General features: G+C 39.8%; 11 protein-coding genes. 4 read left to right on the plus strand and 7 right to left on the minus strand.

Annotation, left to right across the window (positions count from 1 at the left end; all coding sequences use genetic code 11):
* From BUB85_RS18385 to BUB85_RS18395, 3 genes are all read left to right on the plus strand, one after another.
* A partial coding sequence (locus BUB85_RS18385; RefSeq protein WP_143160783.1) for a transposase occupies positions 1-355 on the plus strand: 355 nt, incomplete at its 5' end.
* 424 nt (positions 356-779) lie between these two features.
* Complete coding sequence (locus BUB85_RS18390) at positions 780-1103, plus strand: MobC family plasmid mobilization relaxosome protein (RefSeq protein ID WP_073112996.1); 324 nt, start codon at positions 780-782, stop codon at positions 1101-1103.
* Positions 1070-2422, plus strand: a complete 1353-nt coding sequence (locus tag BUB85_RS18395; RefSeq protein WP_073112997.1) for a relaxase/mobilization nuclease domain-containing protein — start codon at positions 1070-1072, stop codon at positions 2420-2422. The genes BUB85_RS18390 and BUB85_RS18395 overlap by 34 nt, the downstream gene beginning before the upstream one ends.
* A gap of 36 nt (positions 2423-2458) precedes the next feature.
* On the opposite strand, the gene BUB85_RS18400 is transcribed toward BUB85_RS18395, so the two are convergent.
* The 7 genes from BUB85_RS18400 to BUB85_RS18430 form a co-directional block, all read right to left on the minus strand.
* Positions 2459-3280: an HAD-IIA family hydrolase gene (locus tag BUB85_RS18400; protein ID WP_073112998.1), complete on the minus strand. Its 822-nt coding sequence runs from the start codon at positions 3278-3280 to the stop codon at positions 2459-2461.
* 155 nt (positions 3281-3435) lie between these two features.
* A complete protein-coding gene (locus BUB85_RS18405) occupies positions 3436-4236 on the minus strand; it encodes a helix-turn-helix domain-containing protein (protein ID WP_073112999.1) in 801 nt (266 codons plus the stop codon).
* Between the two features lie 262 nt (positions 4237-4498).
* Positions 4499-5989: a UDP-glucose--hexose-1-phosphate uridylyltransferase gene (gene galT, locus BUB85_RS18410; protein ID WP_073113000.1), complete on the minus strand. Its 1491-nt coding sequence runs from the start codon at positions 5987-5989 to the stop codon at positions 4499-4501.
* A gap of 20 nt (positions 5990-6009) precedes the next feature.
* Positions 6010-7002, minus strand: coding sequence for a UDP-glucose 4-epimerase GalE (gene galE, locus BUB85_RS18415; protein WP_073113001.1), 993 nt, complete (start codon positions 7000-7002; stop codon positions 6010-6012).
* Between the two features lie 27 nt (positions 7003-7029).
* On the minus strand, positions 7030-8355 hold the full coding sequence (locus tag BUB85_RS18420) for a galactokinase (protein ID WP_073113002.1): 1326 nt from the start codon (positions 8353-8355) through the stop codon (positions 7030-7032).
* A 35-nt stretch (positions 8356-8390) separates the two neighbouring features.
* Positions 8391-9788: an MFS transporter gene (locus BUB85_RS18425; protein WP_073113003.1), complete on the minus strand. Its 1398-nt coding sequence runs from the start codon at positions 9786-9788 to the stop codon at positions 8391-8393.
* Between the two features lie 173 nt (positions 9789-9961).
* Positions 9962-13000 (minus strand): glycoside hydrolase family 2 TIM barrel-domain containing protein, encoded by a 3039-nt coding sequence (locus BUB85_RS18430; protein ID WP_073113004.1) that lies wholly within the window; start codon positions 12998-13000, stop codon positions 9962-9964.
* A gap of 202 nt (positions 13001-13202) precedes the next feature.
* Between BUB85_RS18430 and BUB85_RS18435 the strand changes: the two genes are divergently transcribed.
* Positions 13203-13738, plus strand: a 536-nt coding sequence (locus BUB85_RS18435; RefSeq protein WP_200803595.1) for an AraC family ligand binding domain-containing protein, incomplete at its 3' end; no start/stop codon positions are given.

Genomic DNA, 13738 nt, shown 5'->3' on the forward strand with positions numbered 1-13738 from the left:
CAAGCTGCTGTTTACACTTGATCTCATCAAAGAGAGTTTAACTCTTGCGTATTCTCGTAATGACGAAGCACGCATGTCTGAGGATATTATCTCTATCATGGATACCTGTAAATCAACTAAAAACGAGCACCTTATGTGGTTCAGAAGGTTATTGGACAATCACTTTGAGGGTATCATAGCTCATGCAACATATGACATATCAGCTGGTAAGATTGAGGGTATAAACAACAAAATCAAAACATTAAGACGACAGGCTTACGGATATCGTGATGATGAATACTTCTTCCTTAAACTGTTTGATATCAGCAGGAAGACTTATGTCAGAAATCCTTTATCCCACAAAATTTGTGATTGAGCCTCTATTTTCATGTTGAGTTTTTTATAACTCAAGCATATAATGACTGTAGCTAAGAAAATTGGTGAGATTCCATTAGATAACAAGAAACCTCTCAGAGTTGCCGCTTTGAGGGGGTTCTTGTTTGTTACGATGAAACAATCCGTTCAGGCTGTTACATATCATATATTCTGATCTCAAAAAAATTCTTTTCACTCTTTGTCTTAACTATCTTTTTCATGTCCGATTTTCCCTCGTCGAATACCTAATTCATAGAGAACTTTTTTTCTAAGGGCTCTCTTCCGGCGGCTCTGCCACCGGTAAATAGCAAGGACAGGAAGTGTATATACACTTCCGAAAAACAGGCAATTTAGGGAACCCTACCCTAAATCGAAAAAGCACCAAATCCAACACTGATAAACTTCAAAGAAAGGAAAAACTGCGTATGTCAAATCGGAAAAGAAATATTCAAATCCTATTTTGTGTGACTCCAGAAGAAAAGAAACTGATCCGCATGAAGATGATACAGTCAAAGACCAAAAACATGGGAGCTTATCTTCGTAAAATGGCAATTGACGGCTATATTGTCAACACCGACACCACTCCCCTGAAGAAACAATATGAGGAAATGCACAAGATTGGTGTGAATATCAATCAGATTGCAAAGAAAGTGAATACCACCGGAGATCTGTATCCGGAAGAAATGAAAGAATTGAAAGAGATGATGAAAGAACTATGGCATATATTAAGATCTTCCCCATTAAAGTAACTGACAAGAAAGCTCTGGACTACATCACCAATCCGGATAAGACAGATGAAAAACTACTGGTTTCCAGCTTTGGCTGCTCACCGGAAACTGCTGATTTGGAATTTGCTCTCACACGAGAAACGGCAAAGAACAACGGAATGGATAAGGGTGATAATCTGGCTTTTCATCTGATTCAGTCGTTTAAGCCTGGGGAAGTTGACGCTGAAACTGCCCATCGTCTCGGACAGCAATTTGCTGATGAAGTGTTAAAAGGAAAATATGAATATGTAATCAGCACCCACGTTGATAAAGACCACATCCACAATCATATCATCTTTAATGCCGCCAGCTTTGTCACCAATCATAAGTATGTTTCCAACAAACGCAGCTATCATAAAATCTGCCGGATCAGCAATCGTATCTGCCAGGAAAACGGACTTGCCACAAGTATGCCAACCGGTGAAAAAGGAAAAAGCTATAAGGAAAATATGGAATACCATCGTGGAACCAGCTGGAAAGCCAAACTGCGTGTTTCGATTGATAAGGCAATCTGGTCCTCTATCAATTATGAAGAATTTTTACAGCAGATGCAGTTGGCAGGATATGAAATACGGCAGGGAAAAAATCTATCTTTCCGGGCACCTGAACAGAAAAATTTCACCTATATGAAATCACTGGGAAGTTACTACACCGAAGAAAACGTCCGTCTCCGTTTAGAGAAAAATCGCTATAAGACGAAATCTCCGAAAAACCTATCCAGAGAAGCTCGTCTTTATATCAATATCTCCACTTATGTCACAACTGGCAATCGAGAGGGATTTGAGCGGTGGGCAAAACTGAATAATCTGAAAGAAGCTGCAAAAACGTTCAACTATCTTTCCGAAAATAATCTCTTAAACTACGAGGACTTTCAGCAGCATATTTCCGATGTTGAAAATTCCATCAAAGCGGCTGATCAGCGCATCCAGGAAATCAGCACTGAACTGACCACGCAGAAAGTTATTCAAAAGCATTGTGATTCTTACCGGCTCTGTCGTAAAGTTATCGAAGATGCAAAATCAGCTCCAAATCCCACAGCATATCGGAGCAGACATCAGGCTGAATATCAGCTCCACGATTCGTTAAAAAAAGAGCTTCAGGATCTCGGCATTACCAAAATCCCAAGCTCTGAAAAAATCCAGAAACGAATTGATAATCTTGAATCTGAACAAGCAACCACTATACGGGAGAAGCAGGAATTGCAAAAAAAACAGAAAATACTGAATGTAATTCAACAGAATTTTTCTTCATTACTTGATTTTTCACATTTATCTTCTCATGAATATGCTCATACGTTGTAAGTAAGATGCCAGGCATCTTACTTACAACATTTCCAATTATCTTGTACTATTTTCTTTTGAACTCGCCATCGCAGCAATATCCCCAACACCATTTAAAACCATAGTTGGACGATATGCATACGTCTTCAGTGTGTCCTTCGTTGAACACCCAGAGAGAACCAATACGGTAGACATACCACTTTCCATTCCCGAAATCACATCGGTATCCATGCGGTCTCCAACCATCACAGCTTCTGCGGAGTGACATCCAAGCATATTCAATCCGGTTCTCATCATCAGTGGATTCGGTTTTCCACAGAAATATGCCTGTGTACCTGTTGCCATTTCTATCGGTGCAACCAATGCACGACATGCAGGAGCAATGCCGTTCTCGATTGGTCCGGAAACATCCGAGTTTGCTCCGATCAGCTTTGCACCTTTCAGAACTAAATTCGTCGCTTTTGTCAATGTATCCAATGAATAGGATCGTCCCTCTCCCACAACAACATAATCCGGATTTACATCATTCATTGTAATACCAACATCATAAAGTGCATTTAACAGACCGGCTTCTCCAATCACAAATGCTGAACAGCCTGCCGCCTGTTCCTTTAGAAAAGCAGCTGTTGCCAATGCACTGGTATAAAAATGTTCTTCTGGCACATCCAGTCCCATCCTAGCCAGTTTCTGATTTAATTCTCGTGGTGTATACCCACTATTATTTGTCAAAAATAAGTATTCTTTCTTTTCATCATGTAACCACTGAATGAATTCTGGAACACCTGGCAATATCTGATTGCCATGATAAATTACACCATCCATATCACAGATGAAGCCTTTTTTCTCATTAAAATCAATGACTGATTTTCCCATATTCATATATGTCCTGCCTTTCTTTTTCTTTAGAGTGCGCCTTGTTCTTTCACCTCTGAAAATCTGTTCTCTGCGACCATTTTAACATTGTATCATCCATACATAAAATCAAAAACATAACGGCGTGAAATCGAAGTAAATTTTTCTATCTGCAGAACATTTTATGACAGCATATCCTTCACGCATGTATTCCGATAGTCACTCGGCGAAATTTTGTATCTTTCCTTAAATACCCGGTTAAATGTCCTCTGACTTTCAAATCCACTATCCAGGCAAATATTTGTAATAGAATCGCTCGTATTTTCCAAGCGATGACATGCATAATTTAGTCTTGCATCATTAAGGTACTGGTTGAAATTTCTATGGAAGGTTTTGGAAAAAAGCCGGGATAAGACATATTTACTCACACCAAGATCTTTTGCCATTTCTTCCAATGATAGCTTTTTCTTGAAATTTGCTGATATATAGGAAACGGTCTGGTAGATAAGATCTTTGCTCCCCACATGACTCTTTTCTACCAGATTAAGTTTCCCTATGCAACGTGCTAACACAATTTGAAGATACGCCTGTGCAACAGTGATATCAGACTGTTCCGTTTCTAAAATAGCATTGATAACCCTGTACACCTCTGGTTCAACCTTTTCCGCTTTTATAACCGGATATTCAGGTGCCATGGATTGCATAATCTCTGCAAATTTTCCAATCGTAAATGGCGAGGCTATCAGATAAGTCGCTTTATTTATCCCCGGTGTCAGTACCTGATAGTGATGAATAATATCCGGAAATACAAATCCTATATCTCCTTTTTCCATATGGTAAAGTTCCTGCCCAACACCAAGTTCTAATGTCCCACTTGTTACACAAATAATCTCCAAAGCATTATGAAGATGTGGCTCAATATGTTTTGACTTTTTATTTACCGCTATGATCTCCTCTTTTGTGTCAACATATTTTAACTGCATGAAATACTCCCCTTTGCAACATTTGTCTATATCTTCTTTCGATTTGGCAAGCAATCCTTTTTCATCTATCCTATAATCAACTTGTAAACAAGGAAAGGAGGAATCGCAAATGAGCAATTTAAAAAAATATCTGAACGACCTTTTAGTATTCTACGCTGAATATTTTGAGCATCCATACCATGTATAAATACTAAAAGGACTATTTTGTGAAAACTGAATATTTTTCCTAAGACCATTTCACAAAAATGAAGTGGTCCTTTTTTTATAAATTATCAATAAATCTTTTAAATGCAGCTTTCCCTTCATCTGTCCTCTTATAAACTCCTGCATCCTCCAGAACTTTCGTAAACACAATCCCGATTTCTTTTTGCACAATGGAATGAATGTTGCTGTCTGTAATCTCATATTTTGGCATCCATTCCTCTGCCCAGTCTGCATGGGCAGCCATTGTTTCATTCTTTCTCAGGTCTTCATGATTGAGAATCGCCTGTTCCAATTCTGCCATTTCTTTTTTCAGTCTGGCGGGCAATACAGCCAGTCCCATAACTTCAATCAGTCCAATGTTTTCTTTCTTGATATGATGATACTCGCTGTGTGGATGAAAGAGTCCAAGCGGACAATCATCGGTTGTAATATTATTACGCAAAACCAAGTCCAGTTCATATAAGTCTCCACGCATCCTTGCGATTGGCGTAATCGTATTATGTGGAATACCATCTGTCTCACTGAAAATATCAGCTGTCGGATCCGAATAACACCGCCATTTTGTAAGAATATGATCAGCAGCATCTACTATACTCTCCGTTGCTCTCCCCTGCAGACGGATCACTGACATCGGCCATTTTACAATCCCTGCGTGTACATCTGGATATCCATCTAATTCAAATTCCAGTTCATACGGTGCCTTTGCCATGGCAAACACATAACCGCCGCCCTGAAAATGATCATGGCTTAAAATGGAGCCTCCTACGATTGGCAGATCCGCATTAGAACCTGCCGTATAATGTGGAAACTGCTTCACAAAATCAAGTAACTTATCAAAAGTCATCCGGTTAATCGCCATTGGAATATGCTTCTCATTAAAAATAATGCAGTGTTCATTGTAATATACATATGGTGAATACTGTAAATAATACTGTTCTCCACACAAAGTTACCGGTACAATCCTGTGGTTTTGTCTTGCAGGATGTGAAATATGACCTGCATATCCTTCGTTTTCTCGGCAGAGCAGACATGCCGGATATCCAGATTTCTTTGCTGCTCCTGCTTTTGCAATATCCCTTGGATCTTTTTCTGGTTTTGACAGATTGATCGTGATATCCATCTGACCAAATTCTGTATCTGTCGTCCACTTTTCATCTTTCACAATCCGGTCTGTGCGGATATAGTTTGTTACCTGACTGAAATGATAATAAAAGTCGGTTGCTGTCTTTGGAGATACCTGATATTTTTCTTCAAAAGCTTTTCTTACCACAGACGGAGCCGGTGTCAGAATCCCCATGATCTTTGTGTCGAAAAGATCCTTCATCGTCACTGTATCATCCTCTAAGATTCCCTCTGACAGTGCAAATGCAAGCATATCCTCTAAAATGAAGTGTAACTCTCTTGGCTCTACAGATGCTTTCGGCTCCTGATAATCCTGTTTTTGAAACAGTTCCAATAAACCATTTGTCACATACACTTTATCCGCATCATCTATCAGTCCGTTTTGCAGTCCATAAGTCACCAGTTCCGAAATCAACTGATCAATCATTTTATCTTTCTCCCCTCGTACTATGCTTCATAACCATTTGGATGATTTTTATGCCAATTCCATGCTGTTGTGATAATCGTCTCCAGATCATCAAATTTTGGTTTCCATCCAAGAATCTCTTTTGCTTTCTCGCTGGATGCAATCAGCGTTGACGGATCTCCTGCTCTTCTTGGTTCTTCCTTTGCCGGGATTGGGTGCCCTGTTACTTTTCTGGCTGTCTCTACCACTTCTTTTACAGTAAATCCAACTCCATTTCCCAGATTGAAAATATTGCTGTCATTTCCTTTTCTTAAATACTCCATAGCCAGGATATGAGCCTGTGCAAGATCATTTACATGGATGTAATCCCTTACGCATGTGCCATCTTTTGTCTCATAATCATTTCCAAAGATAGAAATAAACTCTCTTTTTCCATTCGGCACCTGTAATATCAGTGGAATTAAGTGTGTCTCCGGATTGTGGGCTTCCCCAATCTTTCCATTTGGATGTGCTCCACAGGCATTAAAATAGCGCAAGGATACAAAACGTAAATCATGGGCATTCGCTGTCCATTTAAACATCTTTTCCATGGAAAGTTTTGTTTCTCCATAACAGTTTGTTGGAACAGTACGGTCTGTTTCAAGAATCGGAATCCGTTCCGGTTCTCCGTATGTGGCTGCTGTTGATGAAAATACAATCTTGTTGATGCCATGTGCAACCATACTTTCCAGCAATACTTCTGTTCCACACAAGTTATTGTTGTAATATTTGAGTGGATTTACCATACTCTCACCTACCTGAGAATTGGCAGCAAAGTGAATGACTCCATCAATATCTTCTTTTTCAAATACAGAATCAATAAATGCCCTGTCCCGGATATCTCCCTGATAGAACTTTGCATCCGGATGCACAGCCTTACGAAATCCTGTTTCCAGATTATCTACTACTACTACTTTTTCCCCTGTCTCGATCAGCTCATACACCGTATGAGAACCAATGTAACCTGCTCCACCTAATACTAAAATGCTACTCATAGATCATCTCTCCTTTTCTCTCAGTGTTTATAATACCTTAATACCACCATACTTACGGATCTTTAATACTTCACAGGAACCTTTCCCAAAAATCTTATCCATCTCTTCTTGGTAGTTGGACACCAGATAATTCGGAACAAATGCCTGTATAGTTCCTGCAAATCCTCCCCCATGAACTCTACACACACCTTTTTCCCCGAATATTACATCACTCAGTGCCAATGCAATAGACACATTCTGATGTTGTACGTCATGACAGGTATAGACGTTCTGAAGATATTTAAAAGAAGAATCTCCGGATTCTTTCACATTCGCCAGAAATTTCGGAAAATTATCCTTTCTTAACGCATCTACTTCCTTTTTGACACGTTCATTTTCACATACAAAATGCAATGCCCGAAGTGCTGCACGATCACCTGCCAGCTCACGTATCAAAGTAATATGGTTCAAAATCTCTTCTTTAGGTACTTCGCCAAGGAACTCTTTTCCAAAGCATTTGGCAGCCTGTTTCATTTCCTGTGGGATTGCCGCATAATCCGGTGTCAGATCTGCATGAGATCCTTTCGTGTCCGTAATACATAAGCTATACCCATAAGCGTTCATATCAAAATTAACCTGTTCCACGATCGGGTTTTCCGGATCTGCAAAATCAATATGCACCAGACTTCCTACCGAACATGCCATCTGGTCCATTAAACCACATGGTTTCCCGAAATATACATTTTCTGCATACTGTCCAATCTTGGCAATTTCAATCGGAGTAACCTTACCATCATTGTAAAGATAGGATAGAATCGTTCCGATCAGTGTTTCAAAAGCAGCTGAGGAAGAAAGACCTGCACCAATCAGCACTTCGCTGGTCACATATGCCTGAAAACCTCCGATCAGATGACCATTCATTTTCATCTTGGCAAGCACGCCACGAATCAGTGCATCTGTGGTACCTTCTTCTTCGATCTTTTTCTCCAGGTCATCCAGCTGAATCGTAATCAGGTTACTGTAACCATCCGACATTACTTTCACGAATGGTTCTTCCAGTTTTCTTACAACTGCGATTGCATCATTGTTAATGGACGCCGCCAGCACTTCCCCATGCTGGTGATCCGTATGGTTTCCGCCTATTTCACTTCTTCCCGGTGCACTGAATATTTCTATCTCGCCTTCACCAAAATATGTCCTGTAGCTGTCGATTGCTTTCAGATACCGTTTTTTTTCATATGGAACCCGGTTCTGATCAACATATAATTCTGTTAATTTGTTGTCAAAAGATTTTCCATTCAATAATTTGATTGCTTCTTCTATTTTCAAAATACCACCCCTATTGTTTGTAATATAGAAAAAGCATTGCCTCATCAAACACCGATCAGACAACGCTTTTCCATCAAATTTTATTCCATATCTGATGCATCTGTTACTTCGTCTGCAGTGATTCCTTTTTCTGCTTTCAGTTTCTCATTTGCACCTTCTACATTCATTCTTGAAAGTACAAACATAATCAACACATCAAAGATTAACGGAAGCCACAGATACATAAACTGCATCATATTAAGTGCGGACTGTGGCTGAGTTGCATTTGTTCCAACATATCCGCTGAACTCAAGCATCCATCCAACAACAGCTGTTCCAATACCTCCACCAATCTTTACACCAAGAGAAGTACAAGAGTACATCGTACCGTCAATTCTCTTTCCCTGTGTAAGATAAGTGTATTCCGAGCAGGATGCGATAACTGCATTCATATCTCCCTGCCATGGTCCCTGTCCTAATGCTGCAAGCGCTGTAAATGCCATCATAAGTGGAACACTGCCCATATATCCGGCAACAACAACGAGTGCTCTGCCGACAACTGCTAACATATAACCTCTCAAGTTCAGTTTGTACATACCTTTCCACTTACCAACTAAGGTTGGTGTGAAAATCAAAGCAATAATCAGTGGAATATTAACTGCCCATGCGAACTGTCCGAACAGGTTTTTATTTTTCAGTACCCATGTCATGTAATAAATACCAGCCCCGATCATGGCACTGTATAACTGCTGTAAGATGTAAGTTCCACAGATCATCATGTAATATTTGTTTTTAATAAGAAGTTTGAATGCCTGTACCATTCCGTACTTCTCATCCTTATTCTTTGTTTCTCCTTCGTTAAGTTCCTCTTCTGGAAGCTCCTTAACAGAAAGAGCAGAAATTGTATTTACGATAAGACCAATGATTGCATAAATAATTGCTACAGTTCTCCATGCAGCTGCATCTCCACCACACTTATCTACAAATCCAACCGTAATTGCCTGAATCAGAAGACTTGTTGAAAATGCAAAGATGAAACGGTAAGATCCCATCTGTACACGTTCTTTACTGTTCTTAGTAATAAGTGATGTAAGTGCTGAGTATGCAATATTGTTTGCTGTATAAAACACACCATTTAACAGTGTATAAGAGATAAAGAACCATGCATATTTAGCGGTTGTTCCCCAGCTGACTGGCACAGCAAAACAGCAGACCAGCGTAATGGCACAGCCGATATATCCATATAGCATCCAAGGCTTTGCTTTTCCCATTTTGCTATGTGTTTTGTCGATCATTGATCCAAAGAATATGTCCGTAAAACCATCAAATAATTTTGATACAGCAATCAGAGTACCAACAACACCTGCAGCGAGTCCTACTGAGTCTGTCAGATAGACCATCATGAAGGAGGTCAGGAACGCATAGACTACATTACCTGCGATATCACCCGAACCATATCCAATTTTGTTATACCATTTCAAATACTTTTTTTCTTCCATAGAATTTCTTTGCTCCTCATATTCATTGCGCTTAGAATTTCAAGATGCCTAACAGTATGATGCCTAATTCTAAATTTTTCTTTTGCTCTGTTTTCGCCTGGCTGTTCTGTATATCCGGACCTTGCAGAACAGCCAGTCTCTCTTTCCTTGTTTACGGGTTACCTGAAACTTTATTATCCCTTTACATACGGAACCAGGGTGAACTGGAACCGGAATAATACATCATTAAATCGATACTGATCCAATACAACCGGACCACAACTGTTAGAACCTATTCCATTTAATGCATAATCAACACAAAGAACTACACTGTCTGATTCTGTCAATTCATAATTATGTGTTTTCTTCTCAAGTTCTTCCTGCGTATAATAAGAAGCATTGAATGAAAATGTACTTCCTGAAAATGCCGCAATTCCATATCGGCTGTTGTTAAGTTCTACATATCCACAATCATAATGGCTACCATTTTCCTGTGGACGGATATAATCTTCATGCAAATCACTTACGTTTGCCCGGTACAGACCATGGCTTGCTGCCTGATGTTTGTCACGATAGCTCTCCTGTGGTCCCATTCCAAAGTATCTGGCATCTGAAAGTTTTTTATCCAGGAACATTCTCACACCAAATCTCGGAAGATCCGGGAATTCTCCGTCTTTTGTTGCTTCTATATCTGCATCAATCTTTCCTGTAGCATCTATTTTCCATGTAATCGTCACATCAAGAATTTTCTGTACTGTCTCTGCCACAACGGAAGCATGGCTTACAATCTTCACACCATGTTTTCCCTGCACAACCTCTGTCGTATAAGCTCTTGTATAAGCCTTGTCATAGTGGGCTTTTTTCCATTCAGCTTTGATATACATATCATTATCTGTTGGTGCTCTCCAGATATTTAATTCCATCGGATGGTTCAAATATTCCCTTCCTGCAAATTTCATCTCTGTAAAGAGTGCAGTACGTCGGTCAATGGTGTAAGAAAATTCACGACCTTTGATGTGAATCTGTGTATCATCTTCATTCACCTGTAATTCAGAGTCCGTCGCTGTTTTTTCCAACCATTTTTCTGCCAACTGGCACTTGGCATCCTTCTGGCTTACTTCGATCTCATCAAATCCAAGGATGTGATTCTCTTCCAGCAATGGCATTTCTTTTTTCAGGTGGTAAATGAGTTTTAAATAGCATTTTCCATTTTCCGGGACATTGACCTTCAGGTTTGTTTTTCCTTCGCTATGTGGTGCCACAGATACTTCTGCAAGTTTTCCTTTACTAATCACAAGTCCATCCTGTGTCAGTTCATAGCTGATTTTTGCATAATCTTTCAAGTCATCAAAATCCATGTAGTTGTGAAGCACCAGCTCTCCACTTTCTTTATCATAGGAAACAACTCTTACCGGGCGGTATACATTCTTGTATTCCAGCAGTCCTGTGTGTACCGTTCTTTCCGGATATACCAATCCATCCATACAGAAATTGCCGTCATGGATTTCTTCTCCATGATCTCCTCCATAGGCATAGATTGTCTTTCCATTCTCGGCAGTGCCATGAGCAATCGCATGATCACACCATTCCCAAACAAAACCACCACACATTTTATCGTTGTCCTGAATCATCTGGAAATAATCTTCAAAATCCCCAGGTCCATTTCCCATGCTGTGGCAATACTCTACCAAAAGGAATGGTTTGCTTCCGTCCTTATCCAGATATTCCTGAATCTCGGAAAGTGCCGGGTACATACGACTGTACACATCCAAGTTGCTGTAATCATATGTTTCATCATAATTACGGTATCTTGCACTCTCATACTGTGTGATACGATCCGGATCAAATTTCTTTGTCCAAGCAAGTGCTTTTTCAAAGTTACAGCCATAAGCACTTTCATTTCCCATAGACCACATGACGATACAAAAACGGTTCTTGTCACGTTCCACCATGAGTTTTACACGATCAACGATGGCTGCTTCCCATGCCGGATCATCTGCAATCTTTTCGTTCCATCGTTTGAACCGGTTATAGTCTGTGTCTTCCTCTCGGTAAAGCATGAATGGTCCATGTGCCTCAATATCCGCTTCATCTATTACCATAAATCCATATTTATCGCACATTTCGTAGAAAAACGGTGCATTTGGATAATGGCTGGAACGGATTGCATTGAAGTTATGCTGCTTCATTAACGTAAGATCGGTTGTGATCTGTTCCACACTGATCGAGAATCCGGTAATCGGATCAGAATCATGACGATTGACACCTCGGAATTTAATCTTCTGCCCATTTAAATAGATCACCTGATCTTTGATCTCTATCTTTCGTAATGCGATATGATCTACAATTACCTCATTTTCTGTCTCAAGGATCAGTTGATACAAGTATGGATTTTCCGTATTCCAAAGCTCCGGATTTGCAATTTCCAACACTGCTGTCCCTTCTTCGGCAATACTTCCTACTGCTACAACAGCTCCGTTCTTATCTTTAATCGAAATCTTCACCTCTGCCGGGGAGTAGAACTTCATGTCAAGTTCCACCTTTGCAAGCATATCCTCAATCTTGGTTTTTACATGATAATCGCTGATTGCCTGCTCCGGGCGCTTCAGAATATACACATCCCGGAAAATACCACTCATACGGAATTTGTCCTGATCTTCCAGATACGAACCATCACACCACTTCATGACCAGAACTGCTATGCTATTCTCTCCGTCCTGAAGGAGGTCCGTAATATCAAACTCACTGGTCATATGTGAAACCTGGCTGTACCCTACATAAGAACCATTGATCCATACATAAAAGCAACTGTCTACGCCTTCAAAATTCAAGAAGGCTTTTGGTGCATTTTCATCTTTGTGATAAACAAAGGTATGTGCATATGCTCCACATGGAATATCCTGTGGTACATATGGCGGATCAAATGGAAATGGATAACGGATATTGGTATACTGGTGTGTGTCATATCCTGCCATCTGCCATACACTCGGAACCTGAATCTCATCAAAATTTTCTGTATCATAATCTTTCTCAAAGAAAGGTTCCTGAACATCATAGATGCTGTTAAAATACTGGAACTTCCAAGTTCCATTCAATAACTGCATACGGTCTGACTCTTCCCTGTGCTCCACCAGGTGATCCATTCTTTTGGATGCCGGAATATAATAGGCTCTGGCTGGCATTGTGTTTTCATGCAGTACGCTTAAATCCTCATAATAACGTGGTACAATCATAAATAACTCTCCTTCAATACATATACATTTTTTTGCACTTTGTTTTCCCGCAGCAAATCTTGTCCTTTACTTTTATCTTTACGTTTCTTTGTTTTGCTATATATACATTATCCTAATTTGCAAAATATGTCTATGAATTGGATTAGACAAAATATGCACTAAATGATACAATGATAAAAAGTAGGAAAAGAGGTGCTGCCCTATGTATATGAATACCGGTTATTTAAACCACTCCCATATGGATTTCAAAGACAAAAGTCGCCCACTGATTGTAGGAAGCTGCGGCACTTACCGCCTTTCCAGTCATCCAAAGCTACCAACCTACCGTCCAAGGGGACGCCTGGATTATCAGATTATTTACATCACTGCTGGTTGTGGGCATTTTCATTTTGACAATGTGGATAACGAAACGATTGTTCCAGCCGGTAACATTGTACTGTACAGACCGAAGGAACTTCAGAAATATGAATATTATGGGGAAGATAAGACAGAAGTATACTGGATTCATTTTACAGGAAATAATGTAAAAAATATCCTACGGCAATATGGATTCCCGGATAAAGAGCGTGTATTTCAGGTCGGAACCTCTATGGAATACGAACAGATTTTCAAGCGTATCATCATCGAGCTTCAACGCTGCCAGGATAATTATGAAGAAATGCTTGTCCTTCTGCTCCGTCATCTTCTTATTATCTTTCATCGAGAACTGACCAGGGAACATATCTTAAAAAATGAATA

Origin of the sequence: Hespellia stercorisuis DSM 15480, from assembly GCF_900142165.1 — a bacterium.
Lineage (GTDB): Bacteria > Bacillota > Clostridia > Lachnospirales > Lachnospiraceae > Hespellia > Hespellia stercorisuis.

Coding starts and splice junctions, on each gene's coding strand:
- BUB85_RS18390 (WP_073112996.1), top strand. CDS start 780: ATGTCAAATCGGAAAAGAAATATTCAAATCCTATTTTGTGTGACTCCA.
- BUB85_RS18395 (WP_073112997.1), top strand. CDS start 1,070: ATGGCATATATTAAGATCTTCCCCATTAAAGTAACTGACAAGAAAGCT.
- BUB85_RS18400 (WP_073112998.1), bottom strand. CDS start 3,280: ATGAATATGGGAAAATCAGTCATTGATTTTAATGAGAAAAAAGGCTTC.
- BUB85_RS18405 (WP_073112999.1), bottom strand. CDS start 4,236: ATGCAGTTAAAATATGTTGACACAAAAGAGGAGATCATAGCGGTAAAT.
- galT (WP_073113000.1), bottom strand. CDS start 5,989: ATGATTGATCAGTTGATTTCGGAACTGGTGACTTATGGACTGCAAAAC.
- galE (WP_073113001.1), bottom strand. CDS start 7,002: ATGAGTAGCATTTTAGTATTAGGTGGAGCAGGTTACATTGGTTCTCAT.
- BUB85_RS18420 (WP_073113002.1), bottom strand. CDS start 8,355: ATGAGGCAATGCTTTTTCTATATTACAAACAATAGGGGTGGTATTTTG.
- BUB85_RS18425 (WP_073113003.1), bottom strand. CDS start 9,788: ATGGAAGAAAAAAAGTATTTGAAATGGTATAACAAAATTGGATATGGT.
- BUB85_RS18430 (WP_073113004.1), bottom strand. CDS start 13,000: ATGATTGTACCACGTTATTATGAGGATTTAAGCGTACTGCATGAAAAC.